Annotated in this window: 18 protein-coding genes; 7 read left to right on the top strand and 11 right to left on the bottom strand. The window is 71.5% G+C overall.

From position 1 onward, the window contains the following. The first annotated feature begins 5 nt into the window (after positions 1-5). Positions 6-980: a hydrogen peroxide-inducible genes activator gene (locus DEJ46_RS13780; RefSeq protein WP_150266479.1), complete on the top strand. Its 975-nt coding sequence runs from the start codon at positions 6-8 to the stop codon at positions 978-980. A gap of 84 nt (positions 981-1,064) precedes the next feature. Here DEJ46_RS13780 and DEJ46_RS13775 read toward each other — a convergent pair whose 3' ends face one another. Genes DEJ46_RS13775 through DEJ46_RS13765 form a run of 3 tightly spaced genes read right to left on the bottom strand, consistent with a single transcriptional unit; the run spans position 1,065 to position 4,662 of the window. Further along, on the bottom strand, positions 1,065-3,437 hold the full coding sequence (locus tag DEJ46_RS13775; protein WP_150266478.1) for an FtsX-like permease family protein: 2,373 nt from the start codon (positions 3,435-3,437) through the stop codon (positions 1,065-1,067). Then, positions 3,434-4,141 (bottom strand): ABC transporter ATP-binding protein, encoded by a 708-nt coding sequence (locus DEJ46_RS13770; RefSeq protein ID WP_150266476.1) that lies wholly within the window; start codon positions 4,139-4,141, stop codon positions 3,434-3,436. The genes DEJ46_RS13775 and DEJ46_RS13770 overlap by 4 nt, the downstream gene beginning before the upstream one ends. Further along, the gene (locus DEJ46_RS13765) at positions 4,138-4,662 is read right to left on the bottom strand and encodes a PadR family transcriptional regulator (RefSeq protein ID WP_150266474.1); all 525 of its coding nucleotides are present in this window, start codon (positions 4,660-4,662) and stop codon (positions 4,138-4,140) included. The genes DEJ46_RS13770 and DEJ46_RS13765 overlap by 4 nt, the downstream gene beginning before the upstream one ends. A gap of 278 nt (positions 4,663-4,940) precedes the next feature. Between DEJ46_RS13765 and DEJ46_RS13760 the strand changes: the two genes are divergently transcribed. Beyond that, positions 4,941-7,196: a transglycosylase domain-containing protein gene (locus DEJ46_RS13760; RefSeq protein ID WP_150266472.1), complete on the top strand. Its 2,256-nt coding sequence runs from the start codon at positions 4,941-4,943 to the stop codon at positions 7,194-7,196. Between the two features lie 68 nt (positions 7,197-7,264). On the opposite strand, the gene DEJ46_RS13755 is transcribed toward DEJ46_RS13760, so the two are convergent. From DEJ46_RS13755 to DEJ46_RS13745, 3 genes are all read right to left on the bottom strand, one after another. Further along, positions 7,265-9,367: an ATP-binding SpoIIE family protein phosphatase gene (locus DEJ46_RS13755; protein WP_150266470.1), complete on the bottom strand. Its 2,103-nt coding sequence runs from the start codon at positions 9,365-9,367 to the stop codon at positions 7,265-7,267. A gap of 311 nt (positions 9,368-9,678) precedes the next feature. Beyond that, a complete protein-coding gene (locus tag DEJ46_RS13750) occupies positions 9,679-10,347 on the bottom strand; it encodes a DUF402 domain-containing protein (RefSeq protein ID WP_150266468.1) in 669 nt (222 codons plus the stop codon). Between the two features lie 98 nt (positions 10,348-10,445). Beyond that, positions 10,446-11,855, bottom strand: a complete 1,410-nt coding sequence (locus tag DEJ46_RS13745) for a class II fumarate hydratase (RefSeq protein WP_150266466.1) — start codon at positions 11,853-11,855, stop codon at positions 10,446-10,448. Between the two features lie 140 nt (positions 11,856-11,995). On the opposite strand from DEJ46_RS13745, the gene DEJ46_RS13740 reads away from it, so the two are divergent. After that, the gene (locus DEJ46_RS13740; protein ID WP_150266464.1) at positions 11,996-13,528 is read left to right on the top strand and encodes a ricin-type beta-trefoil lectin domain protein; all 1,533 of its coding nucleotides are present in this window, start codon (positions 11,996-11,998) and stop codon (positions 13,526-13,528) included. 72 nt (positions 13,529-13,600) lie between these two features. Here the strand turns inward: DEJ46_RS13740 and DEJ46_RS13735 are convergent, their stop codons facing one another. Continuing rightward, complete coding sequence (locus DEJ46_RS13735) at positions 13,601-14,254, bottom strand: lipoprotein (protein ID WP_150266462.1); 654 nt, start codon at positions 14,252-14,254, stop codon at positions 13,601-13,603. A gap of 99 nt (positions 14,255-14,353) precedes the next feature. Here DEJ46_RS13735 and DEJ46_RS13730 point away from each other — a divergent pair, with 99 nt between their 5' ends. Continuing rightward, positions 14,354-14,881, top strand: a complete 528-nt coding sequence (locus DEJ46_RS13730; protein WP_150266460.1) for a hypothetical protein — start codon at positions 14,354-14,356, stop codon at positions 14,879-14,881. Positions 14,882-14,935: 54 nt separating this feature from the next. On the opposite strand, the gene DEJ46_RS13725 is transcribed toward DEJ46_RS13730, so the two are convergent. Together DEJ46_RS13725 and DEJ46_RS13720 are read right to left on the bottom strand one after the other, a co-directional pair. Beyond that, positions 14,936-15,607, bottom strand: coding sequence for an HAD family acid phosphatase (locus tag DEJ46_RS13725; protein ID WP_150266458.1), 672 nt, complete (start codon positions 15,605-15,607; stop codon positions 14,936-14,938). 173 nt (positions 15,608-15,780) lie between these two features. Then, the gene (locus tag DEJ46_RS13720) at positions 15,781-17,451 is read right to left on the bottom strand and encodes a fumarate hydratase (RefSeq protein WP_150266457.1); all 1,671 of its coding nucleotides are present in this window, start codon (positions 17,449-17,451) and stop codon (positions 15,781-15,783) included. Between the two features lie 346 nt (positions 17,452-17,797). Here DEJ46_RS13720 and DEJ46_RS13715 point away from each other — a divergent pair, with 346 nt between their 5' ends. After that, a complete protein-coding gene (locus tag DEJ46_RS13715; RefSeq protein WP_150266455.1) occupies positions 17,798-18,517 on the top strand; it encodes a DUF1707 domain-containing protein in 720 nt (239 codons plus the stop codon). Positions 18,518-18,713: 196 nt separating this feature from the next. Further along, positions 18,714-19,088: a WhiB family transcriptional regulator gene (locus DEJ46_RS13710; protein ID WP_055641534.1), complete on the top strand. Its 375-nt coding sequence runs from the start codon at positions 18,714-18,716 to the stop codon at positions 19,086-19,088. A 107-nt stretch (positions 19,089-19,195) separates the two neighbouring features. Here the strand turns inward: DEJ46_RS13710 and glpX are convergent, their stop codons facing one another. After that, positions 19,196-20,230, bottom strand: a complete 1,035-nt coding sequence (gene glpX, locus DEJ46_RS13705) for a class II fructose-bisphosphatase (RefSeq protein ID WP_024760872.1) — start codon at positions 20,228-20,230, stop codon at positions 19,196-19,198. A gap of 133 nt (positions 20,231-20,363) precedes the next feature. Here glpX and DEJ46_RS13700 point away from each other — a divergent pair, with 133 nt between their 5' ends. Next, positions 20,364-20,897, top strand: a complete 534-nt coding sequence (locus DEJ46_RS13700; protein WP_190622623.1) for a DUF4245 domain-containing protein — start codon at positions 20,364-20,366, stop codon at positions 20,895-20,897. Between the two features lie 80 nt (positions 20,898-20,977). Here the strand turns inward: DEJ46_RS13700 and DEJ46_RS13695 are convergent, their stop codons facing one another. Next, positions 20,978-21,568 carry a malonic semialdehyde reductase gene (locus DEJ46_RS13695; RefSeq protein ID WP_150266452.1) on the bottom strand — a complete coding sequence of 197 codons (591 nt, stop codon included), beginning with the start codon at positions 21,566-21,568 and terminating at the stop codon, positions 20,978-20,980. Positions 21,569-21,706: the final 138 nt, after the last annotated feature.

Raw genomic sequence — 21,706 nt, 5'->3', positions numbered from 1 at the left:
TATCAGTGGCGTCCCCGTACACCCCGCCGTACAGCCCGCACCGAGGCAAGCAGCCGAGCCTTTCGCAGCTCAGAGCCTTTGCCGCGGTCGCCGAGCATCTGCACTTCCGCGATGCGGCCGCGGCCATCGGCATGAGCCAGCCCGCGCTCTCGGGCGCGGTTTCGGCTCTCGAAGAGGCACTCGGTGTCCAGCTCCTCGAGCGTACGACGCGGAAGGTGCTGCTCTCTCCCGCGGGGGAGCGGCTGGCGGTGCGCGCGCGGGCCGTCCTGGACGCGGTCGCCGAGCTGATGGAGGAGGCGGAGGCGGCCCAGGCGCCGTTCACCGGGGTCCTGCGGCTCGGGGTCATCCCGACCGTCGCGCCGTACCTGCTGCCCACCGTCCTGCGGCTCGTCCACCGGCGCTACCCCGACCTCGACCTCCAGGTCCACGAGGAGCAGACCTCCTCCCTCCTGGAGGGGCTCGCGGCCGGGCGACTCGACCTGCTCCTGCTCGCCGTGCCGCTCGGTGTGCCCGGCGTCACCGAACTGCCCCTCTTCGACGAGGACTTCGTGCTCGTCACCCCGCAGGGACATCCGCTGGCCGGGCGGGACGACATCCCCCGCGAGGCCCTCAAGGAGCTGCGGCTGCTGCTCCTCGACGAAGGGCACTGCCTGCGCGACCAGGCCCTCGACATCTGCCGCGAGGCCGGCCGCACCGACGGCGCCGAGGTCACCACCACCGCCGCCGGCCTCTCCACCCTGGTCCAACTGGTGGCCGGTGGCCTCGGGGTGACCCTGCTCCCGCGCACCGCCGTGACGGTGGAGACGGCCCGTAACAGCGCCCTGTGGACCGGGCTCTTCACGGAACCGGCGCCCTCGCGGCGTATCGCCCTCGCGATGCGGACCGGAGCGGCCCGGCACGCCGAGTTCGAGGAGCTGGCGCAGGAGCTGCGGGGCGCGATGAAGGGGCTTCCGGTCCGGGTGACGGACGGCGGCTCCTGACGTCCGTACGGAGACGGGCGCGGGTCCCCGAAGCCCCCCGGCTCCGGGTGCCCGCGCCCGTCCTCCGGACATCCGCTCGACGGGTTACTCCGTGCGCAGCCCGTCCGCCCGCATCAGGCGCCACAGGACCGGCATGCTCAGGAGCGTCACGGCCGCGATGAGCGCGAGTCCGATCCCGACGACCGGCAGGAAGGCCCACCAGTCCTGGACCCGCTGCCCGCCCATCTTCAGCAGGACGACGCCCAGGGCGAGCCCGCCCGCCACGGCGAGGACGAGACCGAGGACGATCGGGACCGCCGTCTGCCACAGGACCGACCAGCTCAGGGTCGAGCGTCGGGTGCCGAAGGCGACGAGCGAGGAGAGCAGCCGCTTGCGGTCCTTGAGCTGCTCCAGGGTCGAGACCAGCAGCGAGGCCGCCACCAGCAGCATCGTCAGCGTGGAGCCGACCAGGATGCCGGTGCGGACGCTGGAGAACGCGGCATCGCGCTGGGTGTCCTTCAGGTCGCGGACCCAGGACGTCGGGTCGATGGCCGCCGCCGTGTTCCGTACGTGGTCGGCGGCGTCCGGCACGGCCGGGTCGAGCCGGACCATGGCCTGCGCGTCGGGCTCGTCGAGGAGTCCGGTGTCGATCGCCGACGGGGTGGCGAGGACGCCGTACCGGTACATGCCCGTCGGGTCCGGGCGCGAGTCCACGATCCGGGCCGTGGTGGGGATCTGCCACTGCGGCATCGGCGTGCCCTTGGGGGGCTTCGGGGCGCTCGGGTGCGGGTGCGGGTCGCGCAGGGCGACCGTGGCTCCGGGCCGCGCGGCGGCGGTGACGTGGGAGTCGTCCGGATTGCCCTGCGCGCCGTGCGCGAGGAAGACGAAGACGTCGCCGTCCTTGCAGGAGGGGAGGGTGGCGAACTCCCCGAGGGAGGCGCAGTCGCCGACCCTGAGCGAGGCCGACGGGGCGAACTCCTCGGAGCCCTTCAGGGGGCCGGGCCTCCAGACGTTCGACTCGGTGACGCCGATGACGCGGGCGACGCCTTCGGTCCGCGCGATGCGGTCGATCATCCCGCGGGCCTCGTCGGCGTTCCTGGCGTCGGCGCCGACCACGATCTGGGCGCGGGAGGTGTCCTCGCCCGTGAGCTGCGTGAAGTCCTGCTCCATGGACTGGAAGAGCATCTGGAGCGCGATCGCCCCGGTGGCGGCGACGACGATGCCGCTGACCGCACGGGCCGCGGTGCCGCTGCTCAGCTGGAGCCTGCGGACGGCCAGCTGCCAGGCCACGGGGCCCGCGTGGAGCCGCTTCACGAAGGCTTCGACGAGCCAGGGCAGGAGCGTCGTGAGACCGATCAGGGCGAGCGTGGTGCCCGCGACGAGGCCCACGCTGTCGACGCTGGTCTCGGTCACCTGGACCTGGCCGATGAGCGGGACGAGCAGGGCCGCACCGGCGGCCAGGATCAGCAGCCGCCACCACACCCTGCGGCGCCGGGGCGTGGAGACGCGTACGACGCCGAGCGGCTCGATCACCACCCCGCGCAGCGCGAAGAGCGTGACCACGACCGAGGAGACCGGGACCGCGGCGAGGACGAGCACGGCGAGCGCGGGCATCGGCACGACGTCGGACGGGAAGGCGTTGACGTCCCAGATGGTGAAGGCGCCCGCGAACTGCCGGGCCACGGCGAAGAGTCCGAGACCCGCCAGGAGGCCGAGCAGCGCGCCCGCGAGGGACTCGCCGGCCGCGATCCGGCGGGTCATCGCCGTGTCCGCGCCGACGAGCCGCAGCGCCGCGAGCCGCCGGTCGCGCTGCTCGCCGCCGAAGCGCACGGCGGTCGCGACGAAGACGAGCACCGGCAGGAGCAGGACGACGCAGGCGACGATGACGAGGAGGATGAGGAACGCGTTCATCGGCTCCTCGGGCACCGACCAGCCGTAGCGCGTGCCGCGCCCGTCGTAGTTGTCGGCGGTGAGGAAGTCGACCCGTGCGACGTACCGCAGCTCGGCCGGCCCGATCAGACCGGCCGGGCCGATCGTCCCGGTGACCTTGTAGGGGAGCCGCTCCTTGAGCAGGGCGCCCTCGGGGGAGTCGAGCAGCTCGCGGAGTGCCGGGGAGACGGCCATCTCGCCGACGGCCGGCAGCTTCGCGGTGCCCGGCGGGACCGGGGGCGCGTCGCCCTCGGGGGTCACCAGGAGTCCGGTGACGACGTCGTCCCGGTAGGTCGTGGCCCGGCCGAGATGGAGGAAGGAGTCGGCGCGGGGGGAGTCGATCTGCTCGCTGCCGTCGACGGCGCGGACGGACTCCCGTACCTCCCGCTGGAAGAGCATGTCGGGCAGGGAGACCGCGAGGAGCAGCAGGGCCACGCCGAAGCCGACGCCGGTCGCGGTCAGCAGGGTGCGGAGGAGGCCGGGACGGCCGCCGGTGACCGCGAACCGGGCACCGAGCGCCAGGTCGCGGGCCCAGGTGGCGAGGCTCATGCCGCCCACTCCGCGTCCCGGACGGAACCGTCCCGTACGACGATCTCGCGGTCGGAGTAGGCGGCGACCCGGGCCTCGTGGGTGACGAGGACGACGGCGGCGCCGGTGTCCCGGGAGGCGTCGGTGAGCAGTCGCATGACCCGCTCGCCGTTGAGGGAGTCGAGCGCGCCGGTCGGCTCGTCGGCGAAGATCACCCGCGGGGAGGTGACGAGCGCGCGGGCGACGGCGACGCGCTGGCCCTGGCCGCCGGATATCTCGCCGGGGCGCTTGGCCGCGGTGTCGTCGACCTCCAGACGGGCCAGCCACTCGACGGCCCGGGCCTCGGCGGCCTTCCGCTTCTCGCCGTTGAGGCGGAGCGGGAGGGCGACGTTCTCGACGCAGGTCAGCTCGGGGACGAGCTGGCCGAACTGGAAGACGAAGCCGAAGTCGGTACGGCGCAGGGCGCTGCGCGCGGTGTCGGAGAGCGCGGTGAGCTCGCGGCCGTCGTAGCTGATCGTGCCCGCGTCGGGGCGCACGATTCCGGCCAGGCAGTGCAGCAGCGTGGACTTGCCGGAGCCGGAGGGTCCCATGACGGCGACGACCTCGCCGGCGCGGAGGGAGAAGTCGGCGCCCGCGAGCGCCGGGGTGGAGCCGTAGGACTTGTCGAGGCCGGTGGCCCGGAGGAGCGGGACCCGGGAGTCCTGGTGGAGCGGAGCCGTGGTCATCGGCGGACCTCCTCGGCGAGCCGGTCGAGGCGGGCGGCGGTCAGTTCCAGCCAGCGCAGATCCGCCTCCAGGTGGAAGAGAGCGTGGTCGCAGATGAGCTGGTCGGCGAGGTCGCCGTCCTTCTTGCGCCGGGTGAGCTCGCGCATCAGCCGCAGGTGCTCGGAGCGCTGGGTGTCGAGGAGCTCGGCGGCCCCGCGGCCGGTGAGCAGCGCCAGGACGACCTTGGTGTAGAGCGTGGACTGGAGGTACGGCTCGGGCTTCTCGGGGGTGGCGAGCCAGGCGGCGACATCGGTGATGCCGGCCTCGGTGATCGCGTACCGCTTCCGCTCGGGCCCGCCGCCGGCCTCGACTCCCTCGACGACCACCAGGCCGTTCTTCAGGAGCCTGGACATGGTCGAGTAGACCTGGCCGTAGTGCAGGGGCCTGTCGTGGCCGAACCGCTCGTCGAACGCGCGCTTGAGGTCGTAGCCGTGGCGCGGTCCGGATTCCAGGAGCCCCAGAAGGGTGTGACCGATGGACATGGGCGTCACTGTACACGGGGTGTATACGCAGTGTGCATAGTGACGGGACGGAGAGGGGAACCGCCGGTCGCGCGCGGTTCGGCGGCTCCGGCGACGCAACCATCGGGCTCATTCGAGCGTCGGTTCCTCTGGGGGTGGGTGCTGATTCTCACGTCCGGAAAAGGCGTGATCGGTTGCCCTTTGTCTGCATCGTCGGTGTTAGCTTGCTGAGCTGATCCGACGTGGACGAAGACAGCGTCGAGGCGCCGAGACACACGACGACTGGAGCGACAGGACCCATGGGCCGACCGGACAAGAGCAAGGCGAAGAGACGCGGCATACGCCGCTTCTTCTCCTGGAAGAAGCTCCTGGGCACCTTCTTCGTGTTCTGCCTGCTCGCCATGGGCGCCCTGTACGTCGTCTACCTCATGGTCCCCGTGCCGACGGCCAACGCCGAGGCGACCATGCAGAGCAACATCTACAAGTACGCCAACGGCAAGATCCTCGCCCGCACCGGCCAGATCAACCGCGAGATCGTCGGCCTGGAGAAGATCCCCGAGCCGGTCCAGAAGGCCTTCGTCGCCGCCGAGAACAAGAGCTTCTACCGGGACAACGGCGTCGACATCAAGGGCACCACGCGCGCCGCCTGGTCGACCCTCACCGGCCAGGGCAAGCAGGGTGGCTCGACCATCACCCAGCAGTACGTCAAGAACTTCTACCTGAGCCAGGACCAGACGGCGACGCGCAAGCTCAAGGAAATGGTCATCGCCGTCAAGGTCGACCAGGAGACGAGCAAGAGCGAGATCCTCGCCGGGTACATGAACACGAGCTACTACGGGCGAAGCGCCTACGGCATCCAGGCCGCCGCCCGCGCGTACTACGGCGTCGACGCCACCGAGCTCACCACCGCCCAGGGCGCCTACCTCGCCTCGCTGCTCCAGGCGCCCAACCAGTACGACTGGACCTCCGCGAGCGCCACCGGCCGCAAGCTCGTCGAGGAGCGCTGGAACTACGTCCTCGACAACATGGTCGGCGAGGACTGGCTCTCGCAGACCGAGCGCGCCGGCCTGAAGTTCCCCGTGCCGCAGAAGCCCAAGCCCGCCCCCGGCATGGAGGGCCAGACCGGCTACATCGTCGAGGCCGCCAACCAGGAGCTGATGCGCCAGGGCATCAGCGAGGAGGACATCAAGGCCGGCGGCTGGACGATCACCCTCAACATCGACGAGAAGAAGCAGAAGGACCTCGTCAAGGCCGTCGACCGGCAGCTGGAGGCCAAGCTCGACCGCAAGGGCGACAAGAAGCAGGCCACCGTCCAGGCCGGCGCCACCTCCGTCGACCCGAAGACCGGCGCGGTCGTCGCGATGTACGGCGGCGTCGGCGCCACCGAGCACTGGATGTCCAACGCCACCCGCCGCGACTACCAGCCCGCCTCGACCTTCAAGCCGATCGTCCTCGCCTCCGCCCTCGACAACATGGCGGAGACCCAGGACGGGCAGACCATAGGTCTCGGCACGATCTACGACGGCAACAGCCAGCGGAAGGTCGTCGGCAGCGACATCGACTTCGCGCCCGAGAACGAGGACGACTACAGCTACGGCCCCGTCACCGTCCAGAAGGCCACCAACAAGTCCATCAACTCGGTCTTCGCCCAGATGATCGTCGACGTCACGCCGGCCAAGACCAAGGAGACCGCCCTCGCCCTCGGCATGAAGGACGGCCAGGACTTCGGCACGACCCCGGCCATGTCCCTCGGCACCATGGGCGCCTCGACCATGGACATGGCCGGCGTGTACGCCACGCTCGACAACCACGGCAAGCGGGTCACCCCGACCCTGGTGAAGGCCGCCACGCACAAGGACCGCAAGCTCGACCCCGTGGACGCGATCGGCAGCCAGGTCATCAGCCGCGAGGCCGCCGACACCGTCACCAAGGCCATGCAGGGCGTCGTGCAGAGCGGCTCCGGCTTCCGCGCCGCCGGCGACTACCAGGCCGCGGGCAAGACCGGCACCTCCGAGAACAACCGTTCCGCCTGGTTCGTGGGCTACACCCCCGAACTCGTCACCGCCGTCGGCCTCTTCGGCGAGGACAGCAAGGGCAACCAGGTCACCCTGACCGACACCATCAACCAGGGCCGCGCCAACGGTGGCCGCACCCCCGCGCAGATCTGGGGCGACTACACCACCAGCGCACTCGGCGGCGGCTCCGACGCCACCTTCGACCTGGAGACCGACGGCTCGGGCTCCTACGTGCCGGACCCGGAGCCCACCGGGACCACCCCGACGACGGAGGAGCCGACGGAGGAGCCGACCACCGCGTCCCCGGACCCGACGCCCCCGCCGACCTCGACGGCCACCACGCCGCCGGAGCCGACCCGCGACCCCGTCACCACGCCGCCGGAGCCGACGCGCGATCCGGTCACCACGCCGCCGACCCAGGATCCGACCACGCCGCCGCCGACGGCCAAGCCGCCGACGACCGACCCGACGACCATCCAGCCGCCGGACCCGGACCCGGAGCAGACCGGTGACACCACCACCGGGCGCCCGAACCGGTGAGAGCGAGACCGTAGATCGGCGATGGCCGGACCCCACAGGGGTCCGGCCATCGCCGATCTACGTCTCGCTCAGCCGCGCGTGGCCAGTTCGAACCAGACGACCTTGCCGCCCGAGAGACGCGTCGCCCCCCACCGCCTGGCCAGCCGGTTCACCAGGAACAGACCGCGACCGCCCTCGTCCGTGTCCCGGGCCCGCCGCTGCCGTGGCAGCTGGGGCGAGTCGTCGCCGACCTCGCAGCGCAGCACGTCCGTCCGGAGCAGCCGCAGGGTCACCGGCCGCTCCGCGTACCGCACGGCGTTCGTCACGACCTCGCTGATCAGCAGCTCGACCGAGTCCGTCAGCTCCTCCAGGTCCCAGCGGGCGAGCGCCCGCCGGGCGAGCCGCCGCGCCCGCCCCGGAGCCGCGTCCTCCGGTTCCAGGAACCAGTACGCCACGTCGCTCGGCGCGATCCCCTCGAACCGGGCCGCGAGCAGCGCGATGTCGTCGTCCCGGTCGCCCGGACCCAGCATGTCCAGGACGTCGTCGCACAGCGCCTCAAGGGGCGGCGAGTGGTCCGGGCCCGTCAGCTGCGCGGTCGCCGCGAGACGCTCCCGCAGCTGCTCGATCCCGGTCCAGACGTCCCGCAGCCGGGACTCCACCAGACCGTCCGTGTAGAGCAGCAGCGTCGCGCCCGCCGGGGCGTCCAGCTCGACCGCCTCGAAGTCGACGCCGCCGACCCCGATCGGGGCGCCTGGCGGCACCCGCAGCACCTCGGCGCGCCCGCCGAGGTGGAGCAGTATCGGCGGCGGATGCCCGGCGTTGGCCACGGTGATCCGGTGCGAGACCGGGTCGTACACCGCGTACATACAGGTGGCCATCCGGTTCTCGCCCAGCCGCTGCGCCTGCTCGTCCAGGTGGTGCAGGACCTCCTGCGGCGGCAGGTCGAGCCCGGCCAGGGTCTGTGCGGTGGTCCGCAGCTGCCCCATGATCGCCGCCGAGGTCATGGAGTGGCCCATGACGTCGCCGACGACCAGGGCGACCCTGCTGCCGGGCAGCGGGATCGCGTCGTACCAGTCACCGCCGACCCGGGCCGTCTCGGCGGCCGGGAGGTAGCGCGAGGCGAGCCGGACACCGGTGGGCTGCGGGAGGGAGTCCGGCAGCATCGTCCGCTGGAGCTCGTCCGCGATGTACGCCTCACGGCCGTACAGGACGGCCTTGTCGATGCCGAGTGCGGTGTGCGTCGCCAACTGCGCCGCGACGAGCAGGTCGTTCGGCTCAAAACCGGACCGCTCGGGACGGCGGAGGAAGACGGCCGCGCCGATCACCCGGCGCCGGCCGCGCAGCGGTGCGAGGACCGCCCGCAGCCCGCCGGGCAGCGGATGCTCGGGGCCGAGGAGCTCGGTCAGCGCGGCCTTGGCGGCGGCGGAGTCGCCGAACACCGGCCGCACGCCGCGCAGTACCTCGGCGAGAGCACCACCGGACCGCACCTCGCAGAGTTCGGCCGCGGGGGTCGGATCCGGATCGGGTACGAGGACGAGCTCCTCGCCCTCCAGTTCGCTTAACCGGAGCCGGTCGGTGCGGCGCAGCCGCAGGACGAACGGCGCCACCGGGCGCTCGTCGCCCACCGGCAGCGGATCGCGCAGATAGACCAGGATCTCGTCGGAGAAGGTGGGCACGGTCGCCCGGCACAGGCCCAGCACGATCTCGTCGAGGTCGAGTCCGCGCGCGATCCGGCGGGTCGCGGCCCCGACGAACCGCAGTCGCTCGCCCTCGCGGCGCGCGGCGCCCTCGGGACCGCGGCCCGCGCCGGGGTTCTGCGCGGCCACGGCGACGGCCACGGCTCCGGCCCCGGCCCCGGTTCCGCGGGCATCGGCCCCGACGCCGGCCGCCTCGGCGGGAGAGCCGGGGGAGTGGGGAGAGGTGGTGGGGGCGGACGAGCCGGGCGCTCCGGAGGTGCCGGACGCTCCCGCCGTGCCTTCCGGGCCCGCCGATCTCGCCGTCGCGGGGGCGCCGGTCGCCGCCGGTGTGTCCGTGCCGGCGGCCGTCGCCGTCCGGTCCGCCGGTCCGCCCGGCTGGGCGGGCACGTCGGAGGGCAGGCCGGCGGCCGCCGCCTCCTGGCGAGGGCGCGCGCGTTCCTGCGGCCGGGCAGCCAGCGGCTGTCGGCCTTCGTGGGAGGTGGGATGCTCCGTCACGCGTGGGATTCCGTCCGTCCGGGCCGGTGGTGCGATGCACTCGCTCTTCTCGCCGATGCCGCGCCTTCGGTAGGGATAAACCCCTCGTATGCAGCGGATGTGGACGTTCCGCGAGCGGCGGCAACGGCAGGGGTCGGAACACCCGGGCGCACGTCCGGCACTGCTCTCCCCCTCGTGGATGACTTGCGGTCAGGTCCTGTGCTGTGATCGGTCGTTGACGTGGTCTTCGGTCGGTCTGACGTGCTGTTCGATCCGCTTCTGCCGTGCGGAGGACGATCCTACGTTTGAACCCCGGGGGCGCATCAAGGGTCTCACGGGGCCGTGTGGGCCGGAGTGCGGTCCCAGTCGCCGGGCAACCGCGGCACCGGCCACCCCGGATCGGGCCGCCAGTTCTCCCAGCCGTCCGCGAACGGCGTCCCCCAGGACCGGATCTGTTCCACCGCCCGCGACCCGGCCGCCTTCACCCGCGCGGCCTGCTCCGGGTCCATCAGACCGGCCCGCTGGGCCTGCGCGAACTCGTCCTCGTCCCGCCACAGCCAACTGTGGTCGGGATAGACGGAGATGTCGAGGAAATGGTCCTCGGAGTCGACACCGCCGGACCAACGGGTCCGCGGCTCCTCCAGGTTCACGTACCAGCTGCGGAAGCGCCAGCCGCGCTCCCAGAACAGCCACACCGACCACGGGTCCTCGGGCCGGGCCAGCTTGAGGACGCCGCTGCCGAACCACTGCGACCGCTCCGTGGTGCGCGGAGCGGTGTACCGGGTGGCGAGCGGCTCCTCGTGCACGGGCGTCCCGTCGGTCAGCACCGGCCGTACGCATTCGGTGCCGGGCGCCATCCAGACCGCGAGCAGTTCGGGCGTGTCCTGGACGACGGTCACCGGCCGGCAGATGTGCACGGCGCCGGTGCCGTTGCCGCGGTAGCGCCAGAGGATCTGCTCCCCTGGCGCCCAATGCTGCTGAGGGCCGCCCGACTCTGTCATGCGCAGATCTTAGGGGCGCGCTCCCACCACCGCTGCGGCACAGGTCACGGAGGGGCGCGGATGAGTCAGCCGCCGTCGCGGACGAGCCGCCCCCTCGCCTACGGGTGCGTCATCCGCAGCACGTCGAGCGCCTCGTCCAGCTGCTCCACCGTGAGGTCGCCCCGCTCGACGTATCCGGACGCGAGCACGACCTCGCGGATCGTCTTCCGTTCGGCGAGGGACTTCTTGGCGACCTTGGCGGCCTCCTCGTAGCCGATGTACTTGTTCAGCGGGGTCACCACGGACGGCGAGGACTCGGCGTACTCGCGGGCGCGCTCCACGTTGGCGGTGATCCCGTCGACCGTGCGGTCCGCGAGCAGCCGGGAGGCGTTGGCCAGGAGCCGTACCGACTCCAGGAGGTTCTTGGCCATCACCGGCAGCATCACGTTGAGCTCGAAGTTCCCGGCCGCGCCCGCCACCGCCACCGTGGTGTCGTTTCCGGTCACCTGCGCGGCCACCATCAGGACGGCCTCCGGGACCACCGGGTTCACCTTGCCCGGCATGATCGACGAGCCGGGCTGGAGGTCGGGGAGGTTGATCTCCGCCAGGCCCGTGCGCGGACCGCTGGCCATCCAGCGCAGATCGTTGGAGATCTTGGTGAGGGAGACGGCGATGGTCCTGAGCTGCCCGGACGTCTCCACGAGGGCGTCGCGGGCGCCCTGCGCCTCGAAGTGGTCGCGGGCCTCCGTCAGCGGCAGGCCGGTCGCCCGCGCGACCTCCGCGATGACGGCCGCGGAGAAGCCGGCCGGGGTGTTGATTCCGGTGCCCACCGCCGTACCGCCGAGGGGGAGTTCGGCGAGCCGGGGGAGTGCCGAGCGCAGTCGCTCCACGCCGTACCTGACCTGGGCCGCGTAGCCGCCGAACTCCTGGCCGAGGGTGACCGGGGTGGCGTCCATCAGATGCGTACGGCCCGACTTCACGACCGTCGCGAATTCGGCCGATTTTCGCTCCAGGGCGGCGGCCAGGTGTTCGAGGGCAGGGATCAGGTCGCGGGTGACGGCGCCGGTGGCCGCGATGTGGATGGAGGACGGGAAGACGTCGTTGGAGGACTGCGAGGCGTTCACGTGGTCGTTGGGGTGGACGTCCCGGCCCTCGGGGAGCCGCTCGCCGGCGAGCGTGGCGATCACCTCGTTGGTGTTCATGTTGGACGAGGTGCCGGAGCCGGTCTGGAAGACGTCCACGGGGAAGTGGTCGTCCCACCGCCCCTCGGCGACCTCCGCCGCCGCCGAGACGATCGCCCCGGCCAGATCCGCGTCGATCACCCCGAGCTCGGCGTTGACCGTGGCCGCGGCGGCCTTGATGCGGGCCAGGGCCTCGATGTGGGCGCGCTCCAGGCCCTGGCCCGAGACGGGGAAGTTCTCCACGGCCCGCTGGGTCTGCGCACGCCACTTGGCGTGCGCGGGCACCCGCACCTCGCCCATGGAGTCGTGCTCGATCCGGTACCCGTCGGCTGCGCTGTTCGTCGTCATCTCTTCCTCGACCTCCTGGCTGTGCCCGTCGGGGCGACCCCAACCCCTCGAAAAAGCTGAGCACTTGTCTTGTTCGATGTATTCCCATCACGCGTACCGGCCAGTAAAAACCGTGGGTAACCCCACTTCCAGGAGGCGCAATGAAGCGCACCAGGTACAGACTCCGCTGGCCCATCGCGGCCGTCGCCGCAGCCGCCGCCGCGCTCGGCACGATGACCGCGGCGGCCCCCGCCGGAGCCACCCCCGCCACCGGCACGGCGGCGGTCACCGCTTCCGTACCGCTCCCGCCCGAGCTGGAGGCGATCCGGGCCGCCGAGGCCACCAAGATCTACGGCGACCCGGCCGAGCGCCCCCTCGCACAGCGCAAGACCGGCCTGATCTCCCTCGGCGACAGCGAGATCTCCGGCGAGGGCGTCGGCACGTACGAGCCCCCCACCAACGGCCCGACCAACTGGTGCCACCGCTCGCCCGACGCCGCCATCCACCGCACGGGCATCCCCGCGGACCTCACCTTCAACGTCTCCTGCTCCGGCGCCTACACCGGGAACATCCGGATCGGCGGCTCGAAGCAGTACGCCGACGAGCTCGTCCAGAGCGACAACCTCGCCGTCAAGGCCCGCAACACCCGCATCAAGATGGTCCTGCTCGTCGCCGGAGCCAACGACGACCTGCAGTTCGGCCCCGTCATGACCGACTGCGTCCAGCGCTACCTGCTGCTCCAGGGCGCCTGCGAGCCCAAGTACGCCCCCGGCTGGCAGGCCCGCGTCGACGCGCTCGTCCCCAAGGTCGAGCAGACCGTGCGCGACCTCAAGACCGTCATGCGCGACGCCGGATACGCCGACGGCGACTACAAGCTCGTCGTCATGGGCTACCCCAGCCCCATCGGCCCCGACTTCCACGACAACCCCTCCTTCCCCGGCAAGCTCGTCTGCGGCGGACTCGGCTACGACTCCGACACCGTCTGGGGCCGCAACACCGCCGTCCCCGCCTTCGAGCGCGGCATGCGCAGGGCCGCCGCCTCGACCGGGGCCGTCTACCTCGACAACTCGCGGCTCTTCCACGGCCACGAGGTCTGCATGGAGGACACCTGGGCCCGCGGTCTCTACATCGACCTCTCCAAGCCCGGCACCCCGGACGAGAACTCGGTCCGGCAGTCCTTCCACCCCAACGCGCGAGGACACGCCGCCTTCGCCTCCTGCCTCACGCAGATCTACGGCTCCGGTCTCCGAGAGGCGAGCTGCGCCGACGTCGACTCCTCGGGTACGCCGACGCTCTTCCCGGTCGCCTGGGACGACGCGTACAAACCGCTGAAGAACCAGGCCACCGGCAACTGTCTGGACGTCGAGGCGGCCTCCTCGGCCAACGACACCGGCGTGCTCGGCTGGGACTGCCACGGCGGCCGCAACCAGGGCTGGTGGTACGACTCCGCCCGCCGGAGCATCCACACGGAACTCACCCAGGACCGCTGCCTGGACGTGCCCGCCTCCGGCTTCCAGGCGGGGAGGGCGCTCATCATCTGGAACTGCCACGGCGGCGCCAACCAGAAGTTCGTCCGTGACGGCGCCACCATCCGGCCCGCGGGCGCGACGGGCCTCTGCCTCGCCCAGGGCGCGGCGAAGGAGCCGGTCCGGCTCCAGAACTGCGACGGCTCCGCGAACCAGAAGTTCGTGTAGGGCCCCCGAAGGCGCCGTGGCCCCTCGTCCGGTGCGGGACGGGGGGCCACGGTTCCACGTGCCTTCGCTCCTTCAGAGCGCCTTCGCCGTGCTCTTCGCCAGCTCGTACGCCGGGAGCATCGCCCGGTGCTCCGCCGTGTCGAGCCCGCCGAGGTGGACGATCACCGTCCCCTTCGGGGTCGCGACGGCGAAGGCCCGCTCCTCCTTGGGCTCCTCCAGCAGCTCGTCGGCGACCGTGTACGTCACCTCGATGGCGGGCAGGGCGCCCGCCTTCGTCTCCCGGTAGGTGACGCCGGTGGACTTCTCCTCGGCCTTCACGAAGCCTTCGAGGGCGGCCCGGGCGGGAGCCTTCCCCGCCGTCCACACCCGGAGGTAACCGACGTGCCCCGCCGGCTTGGCGTCCACCTCGCAGCGGACCGTGGCCGGTCCCTGGCGGGTGAGCGCCGCGAACTCCGGGTTCTCGGGGTCCTCGATCGCCTCGGGCTCCCACTCCTCCGCCAGCGCGAAGGAGACGGGCAGCGCACAGGCCGACCCCGCACCGCCGAGGGTCGCACCGGAAGGGGCCGCGGCCTTCGCGTCCTTCGTGCCCTCCGTGGCCGGCGCCGCGGTCGGCCGGGCGCCCTGCGTGACCTCGGGCAGCGGCTCGGGAGCGGCGCAACCGGCCGTCAGCACCCCGCTGACCAGCAGGGCGGCGGCCGAGGCCATGATCCGTATCGGGTGTTCCATGGCCGTCAGGGTAGCCGCGCGGGCGGGCGGCCCCGGGACCGGAGGCGGACAATGAAGCGAGCCGAGGGGGAGAACCGCCACCCGCGAGGAGGACAGGTCATGTCCCGGAGCTTCAGGAGGACCGGTGCGCTCGGCGCAGCCACCGTCGCACTCGTCGCCTTCGCCGCCGCCGCCCCGGCCTCCGCCACCGCATCCCAGGCCGTGGACCTGGAATTCACCCTCTACGCGAGGGAAGTCGTGGTCGAGGAACCCGAGGGGCCCGAGGACCCCGGCGAGGGTGTTCCGGCCCCCGCCGTCGGCGACACCTTCGCCTTCGCCGAGGACCTGTACAGGACCAAGGGCGGCGAGAAGGTCGGCCGGGACGCCGTGAGCTGCACCGTGGCGCGGGTCGGCGGCCCGGACAGCCCCGGCGACCTGACGTGCGTGGGCACCTTCATCCTGACCGGCGGCCCCGGTGGGCAGATCGCCGGCCAGGTCATCCTCCCCTTCTCGGCGGAGACCGAGCAGCCCGCCCCGTTCGACATCGCCGTCACCGGCGGGACCGGCGACTTCAAGGACGTGAGCGGCCAGATCCGTTCGACCGAGGACGGGGAGTACGCGCGGCTGGACTTCCGCCTCACGCGGTAGGACGGCGCGTACGACCGTGTGCGACCTCGTACGGCCTCGTACGACCGCGTACGACTAGGAGAGCTTGCCGTCGTAGTCGGGCAGCTTGAAGGCGCGCTCGGCGTGCCCGCCGACGATGTCGGTGGTGTTGTTGCCGATGTTCGCGATGATCGTGTACCCCTTGGCCTCGATCTCCGCGCGCTTCTCCGTCTTGTACGCGCTGACCTCGGCGAACAGGTCGGGCAGCGAGCGCACGTACAGACCGTCGACCGGGTAGCCGACCCGCTTCAGGTTCCAGTCGGTGAGGGAGTGGATGATGCCCGGCCGCGCGGTGACGAAGAAGACCTTCACTCCCTTGGCGTGGGCGTCCCCGACCAGGTCGCGGATCTCCGGGATGGCCGGGGTCGGCAGCTCCCAGAAGGGGTGGAAGTCGGTCTCCAGCGAGGAGTTGTCGATGTCGAGGACGATCGCCTGCTTCTCGGTGCCGGCGTCCTCCGCGCGCTCCTCGATGTACGGGCGGGCCTGGGCGACGACGGCGGCCACGTCCTTGCGCCAGGTCGCGTAGTCCACGTCCTCGAGGGCGGCGGTCGACACCAGGTGGGTGTCCGGGTCGGCCGCGGAGGCGGCGGGCGCGGGACCGACGACGAGGCAGGCCGTCAGGGCCAGCGCACCCGTGGCGCCGGCGGCGACGCGCCTGCGGGCTGCCGTGCGGGTGGTCGCGGGGGTGGTGGGGGGTACGGAGGGCATGGGGGCTCCCGAGTGGTCTACCGGCTCAATGGTTGACATGCTCGCGGCCAATACTGACCGGTAGGTAACGAGAGGTCTACCGGTCGGTAGCGAGATTCTGAGCGGAGACGGTCAGAGCCCCCGGTCCGTACCCACGGACCAGGGGCTCTGTCAGGCAGCGGAAACCGGCGGGATCAGCCGAGGCCGGGACCCCGCACCGGGATGTGCGTGAAGGTCGGCTCCGGCGCCGGGTTCTGGAAGAAGTCGTTGCCCTTGTCGTCCACGACGATGAAGGCAGGGAAGTCCTCGACCTCGATCTTCCAGACCGCCTCCATGCCGAGCTCCTCGTACTCGACGACCTCGACCTTCTTGATGCAGTCCTGCGCGAGACGGGCCGCCGGGCCGCCGATCGAGCCCAGGTAGAAGCCGCCGTGCGCGTCGCACGCGGAGGTGACCTGCCCGGAGCGGTTGCCCTTGGCCAGCATGACCTTCGAGCCGCCCGCGGCCTGGAACTGCTCCACGTACGAGTCCATGCGGCCGGCCGTCGTCGGACCGAAGGAGCCGGAGGCGTACCCCTCGGGGGTCTTGGCCGGGCCCGCGTAGTAGACCGGGTGGTCCTTCAGGTACTGCGGCATCTCCTCGCCCGCGTCGAGCCGCTCCTTGATCTTGGCGTGCGCGATGTCGCGCGCCACGACCAGCGGGCCGTTGAGGGAGAGCCGGGTCTTCACCGGGTACTTGGTCAGCTCGGCGAGGATGTCGTCCATCGGCTGGTTCAGGTCGATGGTGACGACGTCGCTCTCCTCGGAGAGGTGCTCGTCCGTGGTGTCCGGCAGGAAACGCGCCGGGTCCGTCTCCAGCTGCTCGAGGAAGACGCCCTCGGCGGTGATCTTCGCGACGGCCTGGCGGTCGGCGGAGCAGGACACGGCGATGGCGACGGGCAGCGACGCGCCGTGGCGGGGGAGGCGGACGACGCGGACGTCGTGGCAGAAGTACTTGCCGCCGAACTGCGCGCCGATGCCGATCTTCTGCGTCAGCTCGAAGACCTTCTCCTCCAGCTCCTTGTCGCGGAAGCCGTGGCCGGTCTCGGCAGAGCCCTCGGTGGGCAGCTCGTCCAGGTAGTGCGCGGAGGCGTACTTCGCGGTCTTGAGCGCGAACTCGGCGCTCGTGCCGCCGACGACGATCGCCAGGTGGTACGGCGGGCAGGCGGCCGTGCCGAGCGAGCGGATCTTCTCCTCCAGGAACTTCATCATGCTCGCCTCGTTGAGGACGGCCTTCGTCTCCTGGTAGAGGAAGGACTTGTTGGCGGAGCCGCCGCCCTTGGCCATGAAGAGGAACTTGTACGCGCCGCCGTCGGTCGCGTACAGCTCGATCTGCGCGGGCAGGTTCGAGCCGGTGTTCTTCTCCTCCCACATGGTCACGGGAGCCATCTGCGAGTACCGCAGGTTCAGCTTGGTGTACGCGTCGTAGATGCCCTTGGACAGGGCCTCCTCGTCACGGCCGGAGGTCAGCACGTTCTGGCCGCGCTTGCCCATGACGATCGCGGTGCCGGTGTCCTGGCACATCGGGAGGACGCCGGCGGCGGCGATGTTCGCGTTCTTCAGGAGGTCGAGCGCGACGAACTTGTCGTTGCTCGACGCCTCCGGGTCGTCGATGATCCGGCGGAGCTGGGCCAGGTGGGCCGGGCGCAGGAAGTGCTGGATGTCGTGGATCGCCTCGGCGGCGAGCGTGCGCAGCGCCTCGGGCTCGACCTTGAGGAACGTACGGCCGTCGGCCTCGAAGGTGGAGACACCTTCGGCGGTCACCAGGCGGTAGGGCGTGGTGTCCTCTCCCAGGGGGAGCAGATCGGAGTACGCAAACTCTGGCATGACGGCGGCCATTCCTCACTCGGCAGACAGCAGCGCCGCCTCCATTGGCCGCGCGCACTCCAGCGTAGAACGCTGCCGCGGCCCCGATCCTGTGAGGTAAGGCTCACTTGGACGCGGGACCGCGCCGATGTGGCGGGTTCCGGAGGGCGGCGGCCGGCTCGCGGCCGGCTCGCGGCCGGCTTGCGGTCGGTCCGCGGGCGGCGTGCGGTCGCCGGCGTGCGGTGCCGGGACTCCGTCGGCGTGGCCTCAACCCGCCGCCCCCGCGCGCCGGTTCGCCGCGTACTTCCTCCACGGGTCCGGCCCCGCCCACTGGTCGCGATCTATCGCGTTTCGCTAGGCTGGCTCCGTGGACCTCGAAAAGAAGCCCGAACCCGAAAAGCAGCCGCAGCCGCAGCGTTCGGCCGCTCCCGCCGAGCCCGCCCCTGCCGAGACCGCTTTCGCCGACCCGCGAGGCTCGTTGCGGGCGTCCGACGCGGACCGGGACCGGATCGCGGACATCCTCCGGGATGCCCTGGCCGAGGGCCGGATCGATCCCGAGGAGCACTCGGACCGGATCGACGCGGTCTACCGCGCCAAGACCGTGGGAGAGCTGGAGCCGATCGTCCGCGACCTGCCGAGCGCCCGGACCCGCCGGGACCCCGAGCCGGTGTACGAGGACGATCCGGCCGATGCCGGCGGCGAGGCGGACAGCCTGGTCGCGATCTTCTCCAGCACGACCCGCAAGGGCCGGTGGCGGGTGAGCCGCAGGACGAACGCGTTCGCGCTCTTCGGCAACATCGAGATCGATCTGACCGAGGCGATCTTCGCGCAGCGCGTCACGACGATCAACGCCACGTCGATCTTCGGGAACGTCGAGGTGCGGGTCCCGGAGAACGTGAGCCTGCGCGGCAACGGCAGCGGAATCTTCGGCAACTTCGAGGTCGTGACCCTGGAGGGCGTCGACCCGCAGGCCCCGGTCGTCGTCGTCAACGGCTACTCGGTCTTCGGCAACGTCGAGGCGAGGCCCAAGCGCGGCAAGTGGATCACCGACCTCCAGAGCAAGCTGCGCAAACACCTCGGTCACTGACCCGGCCACCGGCCCGGCCACCGACCCGGCGGTCGGCCTGCGCCGGCCCGAAGCCGGTCCGGTCGGTCGGTGACCGGTTTTCGCCCACGGGTATCCGCAGTGCGGAACGGCGCGGCACGCAGTGCATAGGCGCGCGCACAGCGGGTAGGGCTGCTGCATCGCCGCTCGCTCGCGAAGCCGTCGTCAGGAGTAGACCGTGCTGCCACTGCCGCATCAGCCCCTCCAGGTCGCCGCCGTACCCCCTCAGCGCACACCTGCCCGGGAGGACGAGGCCGGCCCCTGGCACGCGGAGGCGGTGTGCCGCCGGGACGAGGCCGGGCTGTTCTTCGCCCCCTCCAAGGAGCCGACCGCCGCGCGGCTCGCGCGCGAGGAGGCGGCCAAGCGCGTCTGTGCCCGCTGTCCCGTGATGGTCGAGTGCCGGGAGCACGCGCTGCTCCAGCCCGAGCCGTACGGGGTGTGGGGCGGGCTCACCGCGGCGGAGCGCCGAGTGGTCCTGGCCCGGCGCCGGCGGCGTGAGGTGGAGCTCAGGAAGGCGTCCGCGACCGACGGACGGATCGCCCAGGCGGGCTGACGGGGGAGCGGACCCCGTCGCGGCCCGTACGGGAAGGGGCGCCCCCACCGCACATGGGGGCGCCCCTCTTCGTTCCGTTCCGCTCAGGAGCTCGGCTGCTCAGCCGCTCACTTGGCGCGATCGAAGTCGATCTTGCTGTACGCGCGCAGCTTCGAGAGCCGGTGCGTCGAGTCGATCTGGCGGATCGTGCCGGACTTCGAGCGCATGACCAGCGACTGCGTCGTCGCCGTCTCGGCGCGGTAGCGCACACCGCGCAGCAGCTCGCCGTCGGTGATGCCGGTCGCGACGAAGAAGACGTTGTCGCCGCTGACCAGGTCGTTCGTGGAGAGCACCCGGTCCAGGTCGTGGCCCGCGTCGAGCGCCTTCTGCCGCTCGGCCTCGTCCTTCGGCCACAGCTTGCCCTGGATCACACCGCCGAGGCACTTGATGGCGCAGGCGGAGATGATGCCCTCGGGGGTGCCGCCGACGCCCATGAGCATGTCGACGCCGGTGCCCTCGCGGACGGCCATGATCGAACCGGCGACGTCGCCGTCCGAGATGAACTTGATCCGGGCCCCGGTCTCGCGGATCTCCTTGACGATGCCCTCGTGGCGGGGGCGGTCCAGGATCATGACCGTGATGTCCTCGGGCGAGGAGTTCTTGGCCTTGGCGACCCGGCGGATGTTGACCGAGACGGGGGCGTTGATGTCGACGAAGTCGGCGGCCTCGGGGCCGGTGACCAGCTTGTCCATGTAGAACACCGCGGACGGGTCGAACATGGTGCCGCGGTCGGCGGCGGCCAGGACGGCGATCGCGTTCGGCATGCCCTTGGCGTTGAGCGTGGTGCCGTCGATCGGGTCGACGGCGATGTCGACCTCGGCACCGGTGCCGTCGCCGACCCGCTCGCCGTTGAACAGCATCGGGGCTTCGTCCTTCTCGCCCTCGCCGATGACGACGACGCCGTTCATCGAGACGGTGGAGATCAGGGTCCGCATGGCGTTGACCGCCGCGCCGTCCGCGCCGATCTTGTCGCCGCGGCCGACCCAGCGGCCGGCGGCCATGGCGGCGGCCTCGGTGACGCGGACCAGCTCGAGGGCGAGGTTGCGGTCGGGGGCCTCGGGGGAGACGACGAGCTCGGGCGGCAGGTGATGGCTCTCGGTCATCGAAGCGCACCTTTCTGTACGGCGACGGCCGGGAACGGCGACGGCCGGAAAAACGAGGGTGCTCCGACTCTATCGGTACGTCGACAAAATGAGCAGAGGGGCCCACGTTTGAGCAGAGCATCATGATGCGACCATGTGGGGCGTGGCAGGTATGCGAGGTAGGCAGACGGTACGAGGGATGTTCCAGTCCCTCGGGGTGATCATGGTCGCTGCGGGAGTGATGTATCTCTTCATCCCGCACGACGAGAGCGCGGCTCCGGTCCAGGCGAAGGACTACCGCGTCGAGCTCCTGACGGCCCAGCGGGCGGCACCGTATCCGGTGCTGGCCCCCGAGGGCCTCGGGGCGGACTGGAAGGCGACGGTCGTCTCGTACAAGCGCGAGAAGAGCGACGCCTGGCAGCTCGGGTTCCTCTCCCCGGACACGCAGTACGTGGCGATCCACCAGTCGACGGCGGCCCCGGGCAAGTACGTGCCCGAGGTGACGCACGAGGCGAAGAACACCGGAAGGACCCAGACGGTGGCCGGGCAGGTGTGGCAGCGCTGGGAGGGGCCGAAGTACGACGCGCTCGTCCGGGCGGAGGGCGGCTCGACGACGGTCGTGACCGGCACGGCGTCCTTCGAGCGGCTGGCTGAGATGGCGGGCTCGCTCAAGCCGCAGAAGGCCTGACGGGCAGGTGGGACGTACGGGAAGGGCCCCGCACTCGGTGAGTGCGGGGCCCTTCCCGTACGTGCGGTCCGGCGTGGGCGTCAGACGGTGGTGACGACCTCGTCGTAGGCCAGGCGCGGGGAGCGCGGGAACCAGGCGTCCTCGCCCGGCTTGCCGATGTTGACGACCATCAGCGGGGTGTGGTCGTCGTCCAGGAACTCCTTCTGGACGCCGGCGAAGTCGAGGCCGGTCATCGGGCCGGCGGCGAGGCCGGCGGCGCGGACGCCGACGATGAAGTACGCGGCCTGAAGGGCGGCGTTCAGCACGGCGGACTGCTCGCGGACCGGGCGCTCCGCGAAGAACATGTCCTTGGCCTGCGGGAAGTGCGGGAGCAGGGCCGGGAGCTCCTCGTGGAACTCGTTGTCCGCGGAGAGGATCGCGACCAGCGGTGCGGCCGCCGTCTTCGGCTGGTTGCCCTCGGCCATGTGCTTGACCAGGCGCTCGCGGGCCTCGGGGGAGCGGACCAGGGTGATGCGCAGCGGGGTCTGGTTGAAGGCGGTCGGGCCGTACTTCACCAGGTCGTAGATCGCCTGGACCTGCTCGTCGGTCACCGGCTCGTCGGTGAACGTGTTGGCGGTGCGGGCCTCACGGAAGAGGAGGTCCTGGGCGGCGGAGTCAAGGGCGAGAGACATGCTGCGTACCTTCCGGACTGCAAAAGAGGATCGCCCGCAAGGAAGTTCGAGCGACGTCCTCGACAGTACGCCCAGGATTGGTGAAAGTTCAACCAATCCATCCGGATAGTGATCCGCTTCACTCCCGAGTCTACGGCA

The sequence above is a fragment of the Streptomyces venezuelae genome (assembly GCF_008642375.1).
In the GTDB taxonomy this organism is placed as follows: domain Bacteria; phylum Actinomycetota; class Actinomycetes; order Streptomycetales; family Streptomycetaceae; genus Streptomyces; species Streptomyces venezuelae_G.
Note: the sequence above shows the minus strand (reverse complement) of the source record. Positions and strands in the feature narration are given on the sequence as shown.